17 protein-coding genes are annotated in these 18,226 nt (G+C 68.9%); 9 read left to right on the top strand and 8 right to left on the bottom strand.

The window, feature by feature from the left end; all coding sequences use genetic code 11:
- The first annotated feature begins 23 nt into the window (after positions 1 to 23).
- Entirely contained in the window at positions 24 to 437 is a 414-nt protein-coding gene (gene msrB / locus ABQE93_RS20750) for a peptide-methionine (R)-S-oxide reductase MsrB (protein WP_448391135.1), read from the top strand.
- Between the two features lie 6 nt (positions 438 to 443).
- On the opposite strand, the gene ABQE93_RS20745 is transcribed toward msrB, so the two are convergent.
- From ABQE93_RS20745 to ABQE93_RS20720, 6 genes are all read right to left on the bottom strand, one after another.
- Positions 444 to 752 (bottom strand): hypothetical protein, encoded by a 309-nt coding sequence (locus ABQE93_RS20745; protein ID WP_448410136.1) that lies wholly within the window; start codon positions 750 to 752, stop codon positions 444 to 446.
- A gap of 86 nt (positions 753 to 838) precedes the next feature.
- Positions 839 to 1,534, bottom strand: a complete 696-nt coding sequence (gene hemQ / locus ABQE93_RS20740) for a hydrogen peroxide-dependent heme synthase (RefSeq protein ID WP_448410135.1) — start codon at positions 1,532 to 1,534, stop codon at positions 839 to 841.
- A gap of 4 nt (positions 1,535 to 1,538) precedes the next feature.
- Positions 1,539 to 2,903, bottom strand: a complete 1,365-nt coding sequence (locus tag ABQE93_RS20735) for a protoporphyrinogen oxidase (RefSeq protein WP_448410134.1) — start codon at positions 2,901 to 2,903, stop codon at positions 1,539 to 1,541.
- On the bottom strand, positions 2,900 to 3,961 hold the full coding sequence (gene hemE / locus ABQE93_RS20730) for a uroporphyrinogen decarboxylase (protein ID WP_448410132.1): 1,062 nt from the start codon (positions 3,959 to 3,961) through the stop codon (positions 2,900 to 2,902). Before hemE ends, ABQE93_RS20735 begins: the two co-directional genes overlap by 4 nt.
- Before the next feature lie 57 nt (positions 3,962 to 4,018).
- Complete coding sequence (locus ABQE93_RS20725) at positions 4,019 to 4,723, bottom strand: anti-sigma factor (protein ID WP_448410131.1); 705 nt, start codon at positions 4,721 to 4,723, stop codon at positions 4,019 to 4,021.
- Positions 4,720 to 5,289 carry a sigma-70 family RNA polymerase sigma factor gene (locus ABQE93_RS20720; protein WP_448410129.1) on the bottom strand — a complete coding sequence of 190 codons (570 nt, stop codon included), beginning with the start codon at positions 5,287 to 5,289 and terminating at the stop codon, positions 4,720 to 4,722. Before ABQE93_RS20720 ends, ABQE93_RS20725 begins: the two co-directional genes overlap by 4 nt.
- An 85-nt stretch (positions 5,290 to 5,374) precedes the next feature.
- Here ABQE93_RS20720 and ABQE93_RS20715 point away from each other — a divergent pair, with 85 nt between their 5' ends.
- From ABQE93_RS20715 to ABQE93_RS20695, 5 genes are all read left to right on the top strand, one after another.
- Positions 5,375 to 6,925 carry a molybdopterin-dependent oxidoreductase gene (locus ABQE93_RS20715; RefSeq protein WP_448410127.1) on the top strand — a complete coding sequence of 517 codons (1,551 nt, stop codon included), beginning with the start codon at positions 5,375 to 5,377 and terminating at the stop codon, positions 6,923 to 6,925.
- Positions 6,926 to 7,029: 104 nt separating this feature from the next.
- Positions 7,030 to 7,692, top strand: coding sequence for a fasciclin domain-containing protein (locus tag ABQE93_RS20710; protein WP_448410126.1), 663 nt, complete (start codon positions 7,030 to 7,032; stop codon positions 7,690 to 7,692).
- A 187-nt stretch (positions 7,693 to 7,879) separates the two neighbouring features.
- Positions 7,880 to 8,416, top strand: coding sequence for a DUF3000 domain-containing protein (locus ABQE93_RS20705; protein ID WP_448410413.1), 537 nt, complete (start codon positions 7,880 to 7,882; stop codon positions 8,414 to 8,416).
- Between the two features lie 2 nt (positions 8,417 to 8,418).
- Positions 8,419 to 9,675 carry an HRDC domain-containing protein gene (locus ABQE93_RS20700; protein WP_448410411.1) on the top strand — a complete coding sequence of 419 codons (1,257 nt, stop codon included), beginning with the start codon at positions 8,419 to 8,421 and terminating at the stop codon, positions 9,673 to 9,675.
- Between the two features lie 16 nt (positions 9,676 to 9,691).
- Positions 9,692 to 10,522: a class I SAM-dependent methyltransferase gene (locus ABQE93_RS20695; RefSeq protein ID WP_448410125.1), complete on the top strand. Its 831-nt coding sequence runs from the start codon at positions 9,692 to 9,694 to the stop codon at positions 10,520 to 10,522.
- A gap of 108 nt (positions 10,523 to 10,630) precedes the next feature.
- Here the strand turns inward: ABQE93_RS20695 and dxs are convergent, their stop codons facing one another.
- Together dxs and nhaA are read right to left on the bottom strand one after the other, a co-directional pair.
- Positions 10,631 to 12,541, bottom strand: coding sequence for a 1-deoxy-D-xylulose-5-phosphate synthase (dxs, locus tag ABQE93_RS20690; RefSeq protein ID WP_448410124.1), 1,911 nt, complete (start codon positions 12,539 to 12,541; stop codon positions 10,631 to 10,633).
- 28 nt (positions 12,542 to 12,569) lie between these two features.
- Entirely contained in the window at positions 12,570 to 13,898 is a 1,329-nt protein-coding gene (gene nhaA, locus ABQE93_RS20685) for a Na+/H+ antiporter NhaA (protein ID WP_448410123.1), read from the bottom strand.
- 226 nt (positions 13,899 to 14,124) lie between these two features.
- Here nhaA and ABQE93_RS20680 point away from each other — a divergent pair, with 226 nt between their 5' ends.
- The 3 genes from ABQE93_RS20680 to ABQE93_RS20670 all read left to right on the top strand — a co-directional run bounded on the left by ABQE93_RS20680 (position 14,125) and on the right by ABQE93_RS20670 (position 18,194).
- Positions 14,125 to 15,417: a polysaccharide pyruvyl transferase family protein gene (locus ABQE93_RS20680; protein WP_448410121.1), complete on the top strand. Its 1,293-nt coding sequence runs from the start codon at positions 14,125 to 14,127 to the stop codon at positions 15,415 to 15,417.
- A 225-nt stretch (positions 15,418 to 15,642) separates the two neighbouring features.
- Entirely contained in the window at positions 15,643 to 16,566 is a 924-nt protein-coding gene (locus ABQE93_RS20675; protein WP_448410119.1) for an ABC transporter ATP-binding protein, read from the top strand.
- Between the two features lie 53 nt (positions 16,567 to 16,619).
- Entirely contained in the window at positions 16,620 to 18,194 is a 1,575-nt protein-coding gene (locus ABQE93_RS20670; RefSeq protein ID WP_448410118.1) for an efflux permease Rv1217c-related protein, read from the top strand.
- The last annotated feature ends 32 nt before the right edge of the window (positions 18,195 to 18,226 follow it).

The raw sequence follows: 18,226 nt of genomic DNA, 5'->3' as shown, positions 1-18,226 counted from the left end.
CCGAGAGTCGCTAGCCTGGAGCTATGACCACACCAGCTCCCAAGCTGCAGCTCACCGACGACGAGTGGCGCCAGAAGCTCTCACCGGAAGAGTTCCACGTCCTCCGCCAGGCCGGCACCGAGCGCCCGTTCACCGGCGAGTACACCGACACCAAGACCGAAGGCGTCTACCAGTGCCGGGCCTGCGGCGTCGAACTGTTCCGCAGCACCGAGAAGTTCGAATCGCACTGCGGATGGCCGTCGTTCTTCGATCCCGCCGACTCCGACGCGGTGATCCTGCGCCCCGACGATTCGCTGGGTATGCGCCGCGTCGAGGTGCTCTGCGCCAACTGCCACAGCCACCTCGGCCACGTTTTCGAGGGCGAGGGTTATCCGACGCCGACCGACCAGCGTTACTGCATCAACTCGATCTCGCTGCGGCTGGTCCCGAAAGCCTGACGCGAACTACGCGGGATAGACCGCGAACTCGGCCCGGTCCTCGGTGTCGGCGACGCACTGAAACAGCAGCGGGGCCGTTGCCGCGGTCGCCGAGTAGCAGGTGAACGGGCCGATCGATTGGTACTTGTCGCCGTTGACGTCGTACTGCACGGCGAAATCGGCGGCCGTGACGCAGTCGATGTCGCCGGCGTGGATGACGATGCTGTACCCGTCACGCGCAGGGCATTGTTCGCCGTTGTCGCCCTGCGCAAGCCCGGTCGGCGCCGTCGCGAACGCGGCCACCAACAACGTCGCGCCCACCCATGCCCTCGTCATCATCCACACATGATGACGGCGAAACTGCGGTGAGATCGCGTTTTCGGCGCAGATCGCGATCTGTGCGCAGGCTCGGCGACATAGACCTACGGCAGCGCGGTGACCAACTGCTCGGGGCTCACCCGCGGGCCGGTGAAGAACGGCGTCTCCTCGCGCACGTGCAACCGCGCGTCGGTGGCGCGCAGATCGCGCATCAAATCGACGATGCGGTGCAACTCCGGCGCCTCGAACGCCAGGATCCACTCGTAGTCGCCCAACGCGAACGCCGGCACCGTGTTGGCCCGCACATCCTTGTAGCCGCGCGCGGCCATCCCGTGCTCGGAGAGCATCCGGCGGCGCTCCTCGTCGGGCAGCAGATACCAGTCGTAGGACCGGACGAACGGGTACACGCAGATGTAGTTGCCCGGCTCCTCCCCCGCCAGAAACGCCGGAATGTGGCTCTTGTTGAACTCCGCCGGGCGGTGCAGCGCGACGTTGCTCCAAAACGGCGTGCTGGCCCGCCCCAACGCGGTGGTGCGGCGGAAGTCCGCGTAGGTGGCCTGCAGCGCCTCGACGTTGTCGGCGTGCGTCCAGAACATGAAGTCGGCGTCGGCGCGCATGCCGGCGACGTCGTAGATGCCGCGCACCACCACACCGCGTTCCTCCTGCTGTTTGAGGAACGTCGAGAGCTCGTCGATAACGCCCGCTCGGTCCTCCCCGAGGGTCCCCGGTTGCACGGAGTACACCGAGAACATCAGGTAGCGGAGGGCGGAGTTGAGCGCGTCGTAATCGAGCTTGGCCATGGCTCTATCGTGCCACGCGGGCGCTCACCAGTGACCCCGCCGCCCGAGTGGCCGACGCCACACAGGCCGGCACCCCGATACCGTCCAGATAGCCGCCCGCCACCGCCAACCCGGGCGGCAGGCCCGCCCGCAGGTCGGCGATCAGCTCGGCGTGGCCCGGCCCGTACTGCGGCATCGCGTCGATCCACCGCTGCACATGGTGATCCACCGGCTCGGCGTGGATGCCGAACACCGCGTGCAGGTCAAGCGCCGACCACGACAGCAGTTCCTCGTCGCCGACGTTGCGGGCCAGATCGTCGCCGAACCGGCCGTAGGAGAACCGCACCAGCTCGACGTTTCCGCGTGGGCCCCATTTGCGGGTGGTCAACGTGATCGCCTTGGCGCGCAACCGCTCCCCGCTGGCCACCAGGACCCCGGAGTGCTGCGGCAGCGGCGTACCGCCCGGCAGCGCCAGCGCCACCAGGGCCGTCGACGCCACCGCGATGCGTCTGGCCGCGGCCGCCGTACGCGGCGCGGCCTCGGCGACCAGCCGCGCCAACTGCGGCGCCGGGACGGCCAGCACCGCTGCGTCGGCGTGGTGGCGAACCCCTTCGTCGTCGACCACATCCCAGCCTTGCGGTGATTGCTGCACCGCTACGACGCCCACCTGCAGCCAGTGCGCGCCTGCACGGCGGATGAGCTCGTCGACCAGCGCCGCATAGCCGCCGTCCACCGCACCGAAGATCGGCGCGTCACGCGGAACCGTCGACGCCGCCAGCGCGTCGCGGGCGGCGTCGGTCAGGCTGCGCGCACCCCGGTCCAACTGCGCAGCCAGCGCCGGAAGCGCCGAACGCACCCCGATGGTGGCCGCCGACCCGGCATACACCCCGGCCAGCAGCGGGTCCACGGAGCGGGCCACCACCTGCTCACCGAACCGGTCGCCGACCAGTTCGGCGACCGAAGGATCGGCCCCGGGTCGCCAGCGCAGCGGGCGGGCGCGTTCCTCGGCGATGCGCGCGACGGTGGCGTCGTCCACGAGACCCCGCATGGTCGACGGGTCGGTGGGCACGCCCTGCAGGGTGTTGGTCGGCAATGGGTGCAGGCGGGCCTGGCTGTAGATCAGCGGCCGCACCCCGGTGGTGCCGACCTGGCGGCCGGCCAGCCCCAGCTCGGCCAGCAGCGCGGGCACCTCCGGTCGCCGGGTCACGAATGCTTCCGCGCCGACGTCCATCGGCTGCCCGCCGATCCGTTCGGTGCGCAGCGCCCCGCCGAGTCGGTCGGCGGGGTCGAACAGCGTTATCGACGCGTCCGGTCCGGCCGCCACCCGCAGCCGGTACGCGGCGACCAGACCCGAAATTCCGCCGCCGACAACGCAATACGAACGGCTCACAGGGTGTGTACCAACTCCACCACGTCGGTGATCACCCCCGGGTCGGTGGCGGGCAGCACGCCGTGGCCCAGGTTGAACACGTGCCCGGCGGCGCCGGCGTCGATCGCGCGGCGGCCGTCCTCGACGACGGCGCGCACGGCCCGTTCCACCACGGGCCAGCCGGTCAGCATCACCACCGGGTCGAGGTTGCCTTGAAGCGCCGTGCCCGGCTTCACCCGGGCGGCGGCGTCGGTCAGCGAGGTGCGCCAGTCGACGCCGACGACGGCGGGCCCGCCGTGCGAGACGGCCTCCGACATGGCGCCCAGCAGTTCTGCGGTGCCCACCCCGAAGTGCGTCATCGGCACGCCGGCGTCGGCCAGCGTGGTGAACACCCGGGTGCTGTGCGGCAGCACATAGTTGCGGTAGTCGGCCAGCGACAGGGTGCCGGCCCACGAGTCGAACACCTGGATGGCGTCCACCCCGGCGCCGACCTGCGCCTGCAGGAACGCGATGGTCAGGTCGGTCAACGTCTCCATCAGGGCGTGCCAGGTGTCGGTTTCGCCGAACATCATCGCCTTGGTGTGCTCGTGCTGGCGGCTGGGCCCGCCCTCGATCAGGTAGGACGCCAACGTGAACGGCGCGCCGGCGAACCCGATCAGCGCCACCTCGCCCAGCTCCTTGACCAGCAGCTGCACGGCATCGGTAACCGCCGTGACCTGTTGCGGCTCAAGCGGTTTCATCGCCTTGACGTCGGCGATGGTGCGGATCGGGTGATCGATCACCGGGCCGACGTCGGGCACGATGTCCAGCGCGATGCCCGACGCGCGCAGCGGCACCACGATGTCGGAGAACAGGATCGCGGCGTCCACGCCGTGCCTGCGCACCGGCTGCAGCGTGATCTCGGTGATCAGCTCGGTGTCGAAGCAGGCCTGCATCATCGTGTTCTTCGCGCGCAACGCCCGGTACTCGGGCAGCGAACGCCCGGCCTGCCTCATGAACCACACGGGCACGCGGTTCGGTTTGCGGCCGGACACGGCAGCCAGATACGGCGACTCGGGCAGCTCACGACGGGTAGTCATCGCCCCCAATGCTGCCAGAGCCCTCAGCAGGACCCCAATCGCTCGACGCCGCAGACCCTAGGTCAGCGGTAACTCGGCGAACGCCGGTGTGGTCGGTTGCTCCGAACCGCCGGGCGGTTCCACGGTGAAGGCCAGCGCCTCGGAGGCACCGAGGTCGGGCAGCAGCGCCGTGGTCGACGGCGCCACGGTGTCCATGGTGCCGGCCGGATGCGGGCCTTCGTCGTCGATCAGCCACATCTGGTAGACGGTGTCCGGCTCCGGCGGTGCGACGTTGTTCATCACCAACACGCCTGCGTTGCGTTCCCGGGAAAACACCACGGTCGCCGTGCCGCCGGTGGGGATCGGCCCCGACACCGTGCGCACGTCGGGGGCGGCGAACACCTGCTCGACGGTCGACGGCGTCGAGGCCGGCCGCAACGCCAGGCCCACGCCCAGCGCGCCGAGCCCGATCACCACCGCCGCCGCGGCGCCCAACACCGCGGTCTGCCAACGCCGCCTGCGGGGTCGCAGCCGTGGCGGTTCGGCGGCGACGTCGGCGAGGACCCGCTCGCGCAGGTGATCCGGCGGGTCGACGGCGGTGGCCGCCGACATCACCGCCATGGTCTCGCGTACCGCACGGACCTCGTCGGCGAACGCGTTGGCCACCTCGGTCGGGGCGGCCGCGACGCGGCGCTCGACGTCGGCGGTTTCGGCGTCGGACAGCGCGTGCAACGCGTAGGGCGTCGCCAGCGCGATCAGGTCGGTATCGATTGGTTCGGTCATGCGATCCCCAGGCACTTGCGAAGGCCGCGGATGGCGTCCCGCATCCGCGATTTGATCGTCGCGAGATTCGCCGACAGTTGTTCGGACACTTGAGCGTAGGTCAGCCCGTCGTAGTAGGCGAGCTGAATGCACTCGCGTTGCGCATCGGTCAGCGAGCCGAGGCAGTCGGCGACCTGACGCCGTTCGTCGCTCGAAATGACGGAATCGGCAACGGAATCCGCGGGCACCTCGACATTGGCCACGCCGTAACGCGTTTCGCGTTGGGTACCGGCCTGTTCGGAGCGCACCCGGTCGACGGCGCGGCGGTGCGCCAGCGTCATCAGCCAGGCCAGCGGGGAGCCAGCGGTCGGGTCGTAGCTCTCGGCGCTGCGCCACACCTGCAGATAGATCTCCTGCAAGGTCTCCTCGCTGTACCCGGGGTCGCGCAGCACCCGGGTGACGAGGCCGAACACCCTGGCCCGCGTCAGGTCGTAGAAGGCCGCGAACGCGTCGACGTCCTGCCGCGCCACCTGGCGCAGCAGTTCGCCGAGGTCAGCCGCCACGGCGGTCAGCTTATCCACCGGCATCAACCCCACACCTGTTATTCGGAGCCACACCCGGCGCGGGTGGGTCCGACGCCATCCAAACCGGCGCAGGCGACGAATACCCGTCATGTCGAAACATCGGATCGCCGCCGCCGCCTGCGGAATCTTGGCGGTCGGCGCCGCGCTATCGGCCGGACACCTGGTGGCCGGCCTGCTGTCGACCCCGGACGCCTCACCGTTTCTCGCGGTGGGCAACGCGGTCATCGACCGCACGCCCGCAGCGGTCAAGGACTTCGCGATCGAGCGGTTCGGGACCAACGACAAGGCCGCGCTGCTGGTCGGGATGGCGGTCGTGCTCACCCTGGTGGGCGCCGGGATCGGGCTGATCGCGCGGCGGGCGCCGTGGCTCGGGGTGGCCGCAGTGGCCGTGCTCGGCGCGGTCGGCGTCGCGGCGGTATACGAACAGTCGAGTCGACGGGTCGGGTTGTTGGCGCCCGGCGCGGCGCTGCTCGCCGGTGTCGCGGTGCTGTGGTGGCTGGTGGCGTGGGCGCGCTCCCCCGAGGTGTCCGACGAACCCGGCGGCCGACCGTTTCAGCGACGCCGGTTTCTCGTCGGCGCGCTGGGCACGACGGCAGGCGTCGCGGCCGCCGGGCTGGGCGGGTTCACCCTCGCCGGACAACGCGACGTGGAGGCGTCGCGCCGCGCGATCGGGGCCCTGGTGCCCGCCGTGCCCGCCCCGCCGATCCCCGCCGGCGCGGCCTTCCCCGAACTGGGCGCCCCGCGCTTTCTCACACCGATCGCCGACTTCTACCGCATCGACATCAACCTGACCGTGCCGCGGCTGCGCGCCGAGGACGCGGTGCTGCGCATCACCGGGATGGTCGAGAAGCCGATGACGTTGACCTTCAACGAGATCCGGAACATGCCGCTGGTCGAGAAGACGATCACGATGACGTGCGTGTCCAACCCGGTCGGCGGCCCCTACGTCTCGACAGCGAATTTCATTGGCGTGCCACTGATTACGTTGCTCGACCGGGCCGGTGTGCAACCGGGCGCGACCCAGCTGGTCGGGCATTCGGTCGACGGGTTCACCATCGGCACCCCGGTGCAGGCGATCCGCGACGCCGACGGCGCACTGTTGGTCATCGGCATGAACCGCGAACCGCTGCTGCCCGAACACGGCTTTCCGATGCGCACCGTGGTCCCCGGACTCTACGGCTACGTTTCGGCGACCAAGTGGGTCACCGAACTCGAGCTCGCGACCTACGACGTCCGGCCCTACTGGGTCGAACGGGGCTGGGACGGCCAGCCACCCGGCGTCGCACCGATCAAGCTGTCGTCGCGCATCGACGCCCCCGGCGCGTTCCAGAAGGTGCCCGGGGCCGACGTCACCGTGGCGGGCACGGCGTGGGCGCAGGGCCGCGGGATCGTGCGGGTCGAGGTCCGCGTCGACGACGGAGACTGGGAGCCCGCCCAATTGGGCGTCGCGGTCAACCCGAACACGTGGCGGATGTTTCGGCTCACCAAGGCGTTGGCGCCCGGTCAGCACACCGTGACGTGCCGAGCCGTCGACGCCCTGGGCAACCTGCAGGCCCAAGACCGCCTCGGGGTCATCACGCCCGGGCCGACCCCCGACGGCGCCACCGGCTGGCACTCGATCGTCTTCACGGTCACCTGAAAAATTTTGGCCACCATCCCATCCGGAGGCGATACCGCTCCGAATCCCTGGTGATCGAGTTCAGCGACGACCGTCAGGCCGTCCTACACATAGGGAGATATGCCATGCGCACTGTTCACTACGGCACCGGCGCCATCGCGGGTTTGTCGGTGGCCGCGGTTCTGGCCCTGTCCGGGTGTTCGGACAACAGCAGCACCGCCTCGGAGACGATGTCGCCGGCCGCCACCCCACGGGCGACGTCGGTCGCCACCACCATTCAGGCCACACCGGCGGCCAACCTGGTCGGACCCGACTGCGCGGCCTACGCCGAGCAGGTGCCCAGCGGACCCGGTTCGGTCGACGGCATGGCAATGGACCCGGTGACGGTCGCGGCGTCGAACAACCCGATGCTCAAGACGCTCACCCAGGCGGTGTCCGGGCAGCTCAACCCCGACGTGAACCTGGTGGACACGCTCAACAGCGCGGAGTTCACGGTCTTCGCCCCCACCGACGCAGCGTTCGCCAAGCTGCCGCCCGAGACGGTGGAAACGCTCAAGACCGACGCCAATTTGCTGACGAGCATCCTCACCTACCACGTGGTGCCTGGTCAGGCGGCCCCTGACCAGGTGCTCGGCCCCCACGCCACCGTCCAGGGTGCGGAGTTGACCGTGACCGGCTCCGGCAACGATCTGCGGGTCAACGACGCCGGCGTGGTCTGCGGGGGCGTCGACACGGCAAATGCGCAGGTGTACATGATCGACACGGTGCTGATGCCGCCGTCGAACTGACCTCCGACGCCACCCGGTGCGGCGGCCTGACCAGCGCGTTCGGGCCGTCGCACCGTCGCGTGTGCACTTACCCTGCCGTCACTGCTGGTCAAGATCGGCGCGCCTGCGCACAGAGCTGGCCGAATGGGCTAGCGTCGAGAAAGTGACCACCGCCGAACCGGCCCAGTTCCGTGAAGCGGTGGCGGCGATGAATGCCACCACCGTCCGCTCGGAAATCGAGCTGGGCCCGATCCGCCCGCCGCAACGGCTGGCGCCGTTCAGCTATGCGCTGGGCGCGGAGGTCCGCCATCCCGAGACCGCGATCGTTCCGGAGCGCTCCGAGGGCGATGCGTTCGGCCGGCTGATCCTGCTGCACGATCCCGAGGGCGCCGACGCCTGGGACGGCACGATGCGGCTGGTCGCCTACATCCAGGCCGATCTGGACCCCAGCGAGGCGGTGGACCCGCTGCTGCCCGAGGTGGCGTGGAGTTGGCTTCTCGACGCGTTGTCGGCGCGTGAGGAGCACGTCACCGCGCTGGGCGGCACGGTCACCGCGACCACGTCGGTGCGCTACGGCGACATCTCCGGGCCGCCGCGCGCGCATCAACTCGAGTTGCGGGCGTCGTGGACCGCGACCACCCTGGATCTGCGGTCACACGTCGAGGCGTTCTGTGAGGTGCTCGAGCACGCCGCGGGCCTACCGCCGGCGGGGGTGACCGACCTGAACTCACGCACCCGCGCGTGACGATGACCGAGCCGCAAGACACAGACCCGGAGCAGGAACCAGAGGCAACACCGCTGCTGGAACCGCGCGACGGTGTCCCGAAGCTGGCCATCAGCCGCGGCGAAATCACCAGGGCAGCAGAGCTTCTGGACTCCGGCACCGGACCGTTCGCGGTCGATGCCGAGCGTGCGTCGGGTTTCCGGTATTCCAACCGGGCCTACCTGGTGCAGATCCGTCGCGCCGGGGCCGGCACCGTGCTCATCGACCCGGTCAACCATGGCGGTGACCCGGTGAGCACGCTGGCGCCGGTCGCCGAGGTGCTCGCCACCGACGAGTGGGTGTTGCACGCCGCCGATCAGGACCTGCCGTGCCTGGCCGAGATCGGCATGAAACCCCCGGCGCTGTATGACACCGAGTTGGCCGGCCGGCTGGCCGGTTTCGACAAGGTGAACCTCGCCGCGATGGTGCAGCGCCTGCTCAAGGTGCAGTTGATGAAGGGGCACGGCGCGGCGGACTGGTCGAAGCGGCCGCTGCCGCCCGAGTGGCTCAACTACGCCGCGCTGGACGTCGAGGTGTTGCTCGACTTGCGTTACGCCATCGCCGCCCTGCTCGACGAGCAGCACAAAAGTGACTGGGCCGCAGAGGAATTCGAGCATCTCCGCAAGTACGAGGCCGCCCCGACACGGCGTGACCGCTGGCGTCGGACATCGGGCATCCACAAGGTGCGCGACCCACGTGCGCTGGCCGCCGTGCGCGAGATGTGGATCACCCGCGACCGCATCGCCCAGCGCCGCGACATCGCACCCGGCCGCATCCTGCCCGACTCCGCCATCATCAACGCCGCCACCGCCAACCCCGACACCGTCGAAAAGCTCACCGCTCTGCCGATTTTCGGTGGCTCACGGCAGCGCCGCAGCGCGCAGGTCTGGCTGGACGCGTTGGCCCGCGCACGCACCACCCAGGAGCCGCCGGACCCCCACGAGCCGTCGAACGGGCCGCCGCCGGCGTCGCGGTGGTCACGGCGCAAGCCCGAGGCCGCGGCCCGGCTGGTAGCCGTGCGCGCGGGACTGAACGAACTGTCGCAACGGTTGTCGGTGCCGGCCGAGAACCTGCTCACCCCGGACGTGGTGCGCCGGCTGTGCTGGGACTGGCAGCCGCCCGAGAACCTCGACGACACCGCCGCCGTCGTCGACGCGTTCCTGCGCGACGCGCAGGCCCGCCCATGGCAGCGTCACCTCGTCGTCCCGGTGCTGGCCGAAGCGTTGACCGACTCCCCGTAACCGACGAAGAAGCTCGATGGCACCGACAATCGACGACCTCACCCCGATCGAGAAGACACTGCTCGTCACCCTCACCGCCCGCGCGCACGACGCCCGCGCCGAAAGGCCCATCCTTGGAGATCGACTGGTGGACAAGGTGCTTGACCGGCTGGGGCCCAGTGCCGAGATCGTCAAACCCGCTGGCACCGTGCAGCTGGCGAGCGCGCTCCGCAGCAAGATGCTCGACCGGCTCGTCGCGGAGTTCATCGCCGCGCACCCACACGCGGTGGTCGTGGAGCTGGGTTGCGGGCTGGAGACCCGCATGCACCGCATCGACCCGCCTGCCACCGTCGACTGGTACGACGTCGACTTCGACAGGGTCATCCAACTACGTCGCGAGGTGATCCCGGAACTGGAGCACGCACACCTGGTTGCGGGCTCGCTCACCGACCCAAACTGGTTGACCAGCATCCCGCGAGACCGGCCGGCGATAGTCGTCGCCGACGGCGTCGTCGGTTTTCTTACCGAGGCCGAGAACCGGACGATCTTGCGCGCGATCACCGACCACTTCACCGCCGGCGGCGAGTTGGCGGTCGTGGCCTATGCCCGTATCACCGCCCGCTTGATGGGGTCGATGAAAATTCTGCGGTCAGTCGGCGTATCGAAGAGCTACCGGGGCTGGGGATTTGACGATCCGCGAACGCTCGAGCAGCTCAATCCGGCGCTGACGTATGTCGAAGAACTGTTCGGGGCCCAGGCTCCCGAAGTGGACCAGCTTGCATGGCCTACCCGCGTGCTCGGCCGGCTCTTCGCGCGCTGGCGCGCCCAGGCCCGTCGCGGCGTCTGGATTCTGCGGTACCGCTTCTGACCCAATGGGCTGACCGCCGCTCGACCAGCTCACGAGCGTGCGAGAAATCGGCTCGGTGCGCGGCGTGGCGCCCTCATACACGCACGCTCGCGCAAAAGGTGAAAGGGGCTAGTTCTGTTCGCTGACTTCGTGCTCGGCCACGGCGGCGCCCTGGGCGGCCACCCAGCCGGTGATCTGCCTGGCGATGTTGCGGTCGGTCAACCCGACGTCGGCGAGCACCTCGCCGCGCGACGCCTGCTCGAAGAACTCCTGCGGCAAGCCGACGTCGCGGCAGGGCACGTCGACCTCGGCGTGGCGTAGCGCCGCCGAGACCGCCGAACCGATTCCGCCCCGCACGCCGTTGTCCTCGACGGTGACCACCAGCTTGTGCGCGGCGGCCAACTCGGCGACGACGGCGGGAACCGGCAGCACCCAGCGCGGGTCCACCACCGTCACGCCGATGCCCTGGTTACGCAGCAGCTCGGCGACCTTCAACGCCATCGCCGCGAACGGGCCGACGGCCACCAGCAGCACATCCTCGGCCAGCCCGTCGGCGGGCACCGCGAGAATGTCCACGCCGTCACGCCGCTTGAGCGCCGGAATGTCCTCGCCCACATCACCTTTGGGGAAGCGGATGGCGGTGGGGCCGTCGTTGACCTCCAGCGCCTCGCCCAGCTCTTCGCGCAGCCGGGTGCCGTCGCGCGGCGCGGCGACCCGGATGCCCGGCACGATGCCCAGCATCGACAGATCCCACATGCCGTTGTGGCTGGCGCCGTCGGCTCCGGTGACCCCGGAGCGGTCCAGCACCATGGTCACCGGAAGCTGGTGCAGCGCCACGTCCATCATGAGCTGGTCGAACGCGCGGTTGAGGAACGTCGAGTAGATCGCCACCACCGGGTGCATACCGCCCATCGCCAGACCGGCGGCCGAGGTCATCGCGTGCTGTTCGGCGATGCCGACGTCGAAGAACCGGTCGGGGAAGCGCTGCCGGAACGGCGTCAGCCCGGTGGGTCCCGGCATCGCGGCGGTGATCGCCACGATGTCGCGGCGCCGGCTGGCGTACCCGATGAGGGCCTCCGAGAACACCGACGTCCACCCCGGCCCCGACACCGACGTCGCCAGCCCGGTCTCGGGATCGATGACGCCGCAGGCGTGCATCTGCTCGGCCTCGTCGTTCTCCGCGGGCGCATATCCCATGCCCTTGCGGGTGACCACGTGTACGACCACCGGAGCGCTGAAGCCCCGCGCGCTGCGCAGCGCGCGTTCCACCGCGTTCTCGTCGTGGCCGTCGATCGGGCCGACGTACTTGAGTCCCAGGTCGGTGAACATCTCCTGGGGTGACAGGGCGTCCTTGATGCCCGCCTTGATGCTGTGCATGCCCTGGTAACACAGCTCGCCGATGATCGGCACCCGGCGCACCGCGTTGCGGCCCTCCTCGAGCATCCGTTCGTAGCCGGGCTGCAGGCGCAGGCGGGCCAGGTGTTCGGCGAAGCCGCCGATGGTCGGGGCGTAACTGCGGCCGTTGTCGTTGACGACGATCACGATCGGGCGTCGTGCCGCGGCGATGTTGTTCAGCGCCTCCCAGCACATGCCGCCGGTCAGCGCGCCGTCGCCGACGACGGCGACGACGTGCCGGTTGCGGTGGCCGGAGAGCTCGAACGCCTTGGCCAACCCGTCGGCGTAGGACAGCGCCGCGCTGGCGTGGCTGGACTCGACCCAGTCGTGCTCGCTTTCGGCGCGGGAGGGATAACCCGACAGCCCGCCCTTCTTGCGCAGCGTCTCGAAGTCTTGGCTGCGTCCGGTGAGCATCTTGTGCACATAGGACTGATGGCCGGTGTCGAAGACGATGGGGTCGTGGGGCGAATCGAACACCCGATGCAGGGCGAGGGTGAGCTCCACCACGCCGAGATTGGGGCCGAGATGTCCACCCGTTGCAGCCACCTTGTGGATCAGGAAATCGCGGATTTCCTGCGCTAGAGCGCTTAGCTGCGCCTGCGAAAGGTGCTGCAGATCAGCGGGACCGCGGATCTGTTCAAGCATTCCGCCAGTGTACGCAGAGGGCTCGGGGTCAGTCCTGTCGAGCTTGGTAGATGTCGGGCACACCGTCGTGGTCGGCGTCGGCGGTCTCCTGTTCGTGCACCGCCCGGTAATGGCGGTTGCGCAGCCGCAGCAGAACCGCTGCCAGCAGCGCCGCGCACACCGATCCGGTCAGGACACCGATTTTGACGAATTCATCACGCTCGGAGCCCAGGCCGTAGGCGAGATCCCCGATGAGCAGCGACACGGTGAACCCGATGCCGGCCAGCATCGCGATGCCGATCACGTCGATCCACCGGATCGCCTCGTCAAGGTTGGCCCTGGTGAGCGAGGCCAGCACCCGCGTCGTCAAGAAGATGCCGACAGGTTTGCCGACCACCAGACCCAGCACGATGCCGAGCGTGATCGGATCCCCCAGGGCCCGGGTAAAGCCCTCGACACCCCCGATGTACACCCCGGCGGCGAAGAACGCGAACACCGGCACCGCGAACCCCGCCGACAGCGGGCGCAGGCGGTGCTCAAAGTGCTCGGCGAGACCGGGCCCGGCGTGCGGGCCTCCAGCGGCCGCCGAACGCATCACCGGCACCGTGAAGCCCAGCAGCACGCCGGCCACCGTGGCGTGCACGCCCGACTCGTGCATCAGCACCCACGTCGCCAACGCGAGCGGCACCAGCAGCCACCACGACCGGATGCGGCGCTGCACGCACACCGCGAACAACGCCAGCGGCACCAGGGCCGCCAACAGCGCCGCCCAGTCGATGTCCTCGGTGTAGAACACGGCGATCACCGACACCGCGAGCAGGTCGTCGACGACCGCGAGGGTCAACAGGAACGTGCGCAGCGCCGCCGGCAGATGCGTCGAGATGACCGCCAGCACCGCGACCGCGAACGCGATGTCGGTTGCGGTCGGGATCGCCCATCCCCGGGTGGCGCCGTCGCCGACGTGGGCGGTCACCGCGACGAAGATCAACGCCGGCGCCACCATGCCGCCGACGGCGGCGGCGATCGGCAACGCTGCGCGGGCGGGGTCGCGCAGGTCGCCGGCCACGAACTCACGTTTGAGCTCCAAGCCGACCACGAAGAAGAACAGCGCCAGCAACCCGTCGGCCGCCCAGGTGCCCAGCGTCAGGGTCAGGTGCAGGCCGAACGGTTCGCCACCGATCTTGAAATCCCGCAGCGCGAAGTAGCTCTCCGACCACGGCGAGTTTGCCCACACGAGGGCCACCGCGGCCGCGACCAACAGGATCGCCCCGCCGACCGTCTCCTTGCGGAGGATCGACGCGATCCGGCTGGCTTCCGACCACGAACCGCGCGTGAACAGCGCCCGGTCGGCGTTTGCGCGGAAGGGGTTGCGGGTCACGGGGTACCTAAACGTTTGTGGGGTCGATGAATTCCCGCCGACCAGACTTCCCGGCACACCTGCCTCAACCTTATTGCATTGGCTGGGGCGCTCATTGTGCAAGTGGGCTTGAATGCAATCAGCTAACATCTGTGGCGGCGTGCCGGGAAGTCTGGTCGGCATCGATGTGTCAGGCATACGCGAGATGTCACTCGATTCATGATGTTTTCGACTGAAGAGGTCGTCGGTGCGCCCAGCCAGGCTGCAGGCAGGTGTGATGGCGACGCGTGCGCAGAATCGACAAGAACTGATCTATCTCGTTGCGCCGGGCGGCAATCCGAACTACGGCGATGAGTTCATCCTCCGCGCGTGGCTGCGCCACCTTGCCGTCGTTCGGCCGCATGCCGATGTCGTGATCGACTGTCACACACCCGGCCAGGCCGCCGTTCTGCTCCAGGGCAGTCATCCGCGGATGACGTTCGTCGACACGATATGGCGGATCTGCTTCGAGACCGCGCACCTTGCTCCTGCCGAAGCCGCTGCCGTAGCGCAGGACGTCATCAGGAACCCGGGCCGGATGCCGCGGATCGTCTCGGGTATCGAGCTACTCGCCCGCGCCCACACCGTGCACCTTGTCGGCGGCGGCTATATCAACACGGTGTGGCCGCATCACGTCGCGCTGTTGGCCGCGGCCGCCGCGGCGGCCGACCGTTCCGGAGGACGGGCGCTGGCCACCGGCCAAGGCCTGGTGCCGGTCGGCGAAAGCGAGCGGCTGACCCTGCTTCGCGAGTTGCAGTCCCGGTTCACGATCTTCGACGTTCGTGACGAATTGTCAGCCGATTCGCTGGCGGGTTCGAACGGTTCCTACACGCTGACCGGTGACGACGCATGGTTGGGCATCGGCGAGGACGGCGTCTACGACGCCGTGTCAGAGGCCGCGCGCCGGCGCATCGTGTTCTGCCTGCAATCCGATCTCATGGATGATTTCGCAGGCGGCCAGGGCGTCGACGGGCTCGCATGCGCGGTCACCGGGCTCATCAAAAACTGGGGGGTGGACGGCCACGACGTCGCGGTCATCGAAGGCATTCCCGGCGCGGACCGCATCGTGTTCGACCGAGTGGCACACCTGTTGCCCGGCGCGATCTTCGTCCCGTTCACGACGGTCTGGAACGACGGCCTACCCGCCTGTGCAGACCAGATGTGGGTCAGTACGCGGTTTCACCCGCATCTGTTGGCCGCGGCGGCCGGAGCCAGCGGGTTGGCCCTGTCCGGCCGCGCCGACTACTACCCGAACAAGCATCAGTCACTCATCGAGGCGGGGTCACGTTGGCAGATCGCGGACTCGGCGGCCTTGCCGCCCGCTCCCGTTCGTGACGGCGGCTTCCCCCCCGAAGCGGTGATGCTGCACCGCGGCAGGAAAGCCGCTTTAGCCGCGGAGATCTACCCGCCCCAGCGCTCCGCGATGCGTTGGGCGCGCGGCAACCTCCGCCTGACCATGCGCCGCTCGGCGGGCAACCCGCCGTACCGGCTGAGCGGTTAGCACCGGCAAAAGGTACCAATTACCGCCGAATCCTCATTTTGCTCAAAGCCGTCGACACAATCGATTCCCCTGGCCCTAGGCGCCTGCGACGGACATCGCCGAACTGCGCAAGGCCGGCCGGAACTAATGTCTGGCGCCGGGACTCATTCGCGCGTAAATTCCTCGCCAGGTGCGCCGGGAAGCCTGGTCGGCTGTTCATTGGCTGACCCCACGAAAGGGACCCGGATGCACGACCTGCCGACCGCACCTGCGCGTGCGCAATTGCAACCCGCTGTTCAGATCGACGGCCTGACCAAAAGTTTCGGCAGGATCGTCGCGGTGAGTGGCCTCGACCTGACAGTGCAGCGGGGTGAGGTGTTCGGCTTCCTCGGCCCGAACGGGGCCGGAAAGTCGACCACCATTCGCATGATGCTCGGCCTCATCCGCCCCGACGCGGGACGGGTCACCATGCTCGGCATCGACGCCGCTGATGTGCGTCGAGCTCATGGATGTCTTGCGTATGTGCCGGCCGACGTCAGTCTCTGGCCGTTCCTGACCGGAGCGGAAATCCTGGAGTTGGTGGCAAACGTGGGGCCACCGGTCGACCTCGAGTACCGGGCCGAGCTCGTCGAACGCTTCGCGCTGGATCTCGACCGGCCGGCCAAGGCCTATTCCACGGGTAACCGGCAGAAGGTGGCGATCGTCGCGGCATTCGCCACCCGGGCCCCGTTGCTGATTCTCGACGAACCGACCAGCGGCCTGGATCCGTTGATGGAACGTGAGTTTCGACGCTGCATCGGCGAGGCCAAACAGCGGAACCAGACAGTGTTCCTGAGCTCTCATCAGCTCGCCGAGGTGGAGGCGGTGTGTGACCGGGTCGCCATCCTGCGCTCCGGGCGGCTCGTCGAGATCGACACCATCGCCGACCTTCGACGACTGCGTCGAACCGTGGTGGAGGTGTCGTATCAGCATGCCGAACCACAGCTCGCCGATGTTGCGGGGGTCACCGACGTAGAGCGACTTGGAAACGGGCGGCTGCGGTTCAACATGTCCGGCTCGCCGAGCTCCGCTCTGCGCGCCCTGGCTGCGGTCGAGATCACCAGCGTCGCGATGCGCGAGCCGAATCTCGAGGAGATCTTCCTCGACTACTACGGCGAGCTGTCGCGATGACCGCGGGAGCAGTCGCCACCAGGCATGCCGCGCCCCCCCGGCCATCGCCGAGGATGGCGACGACCAGGCTCGCGGTCCGGCAGGTTCGTCGCGGCACTGTGATCGTGTTCGCGGTGTGTGCTGGAATGTCGTTCCTCGTCGCCGCACAGTACAACTCGACGTTCCAGGCGGAGATGAGCCCAGAAACTCTCCGTGTACTGGCTGAAAACCCCGCCATCCGTGTGCTTTTCGGTACGCCGCTGGCACTCGACGACCCGGGCGGCTTTACTGTCTGGCGGACGGGTACTCCGTTGCTGGTGGTCGCCGGCGTGTGGATCATGCTCGCCGCTGTCCGCATCACCCGTGGCCAAGAGGACGCCGGCCACTGGGACCTGCTGCTGGCCGGCACTCTTCGCGTCTCCGACGCGCTGCGAAGCTGCTTTCTCACGCTCGCTGGCAGCGCCGTGGTGATCAGCGTCGGTGTTTTAGGTGCGATGCTCGCCGCGGGTGTCCGCCCCGTCGGCGCAACCCTCTATGCCGCCGGATTTCTCGGTGTGACGCTGACCTTCGCTGCGGCCGGGTTCGTGGCCGGCCAGCTGATGCCCAACAGGTCGGTGGCCGTAGGTGCCGCAGTGGGGTTTCTCGGCGCCGCTCTTCTGGTGCGGATGATTTCAGACGCATCGACGGCATTGGCCGGACTGGCTTGGGTCAGTCCCTTCGGTCTCATCGCCCGAATAGCGCCGTTCGCGGACAACAGAATCGCCCCGCTTGCGGTGCTGACGTGCTACCCCGTCGTGTTGGGCGCGACGGCGATAGCCGCCGCGCGGTCGCGAGACGTGGGCAACGGGCTCGTGACGGTATCGGACCGCCGTGCACCGCGCACGAGATTGCTCGGCTCGATAGTGGGATTCGCAGTCCGGCGTTCCCTGCGGTCGACGTTGGGCTGGGCCGCCGCGATCCTGACATATTTCGTGGTGGTCGGCGCAACGATCGCGTCCATTCTCGAATTCTTCGACCAGAACCCGCGATTCGCCGAACTGGCCACCGCCGCCGGCTTTGCCGGTCTGAGCTCGGCAGAGGGGTTCGCCGCCGCGCTGTTCGCGCTGTGCGCCATCGCGACCGGGATGTACGCAGCCACCAGAATCGCGGCGTTCGTGGCCGACGAGCAGGCGCGTCGCTCCACGCTGTTGTTCGCCTCGCCCGTGTCTCGTGTGCACCTGTTGAGCACAGAAGTCGCGGTGGTGGTGTTCGGTGTCCTTGTTCTCCACGTCGCCGCGGCGTCCGGTATCACGGTCGGGGCCGCCGCGACGGGTGCCCCGCTTGCCTTCTCCGACGCGCTTGCAGGGGCGCTGAACACCGCGCCGATCGCTGCTCTGGCACTGGGCGCAGCGGTGCTCGCGACCGGGTGGTCACCGTCGGCGGTCACCGCTATCGGCGCGGTTCCGGTGGTCGGTGGTTTCCTGCTCGACGTCGTCACCGAAAGCATGTCCGCGCCGGGATGGCTACAAGCGGCGTCCCCGTTCGCGCACGTGCGCCCGGTGCCTCTGGTGGCCCCGGCTTGGCCGGCGCTGGGCGTGCTGTTGACGATCGCCGTTGTCCTCGCTGCGGCTGGAATGGCGTGGTATCGGCGCCGGGACCTGACATCCTGACCGCTTGGTTCAGCGTTTCGATGCCAGCGCCG

It is taken from the genome of Mycolicibacterium sp. XJ662 (assembly GCF_053484035.1).
The sequence above is the reverse complement of the archived record's forward strand: the minus strand, read 5'-3'. Positions and strand labels throughout refer to the sequence as shown.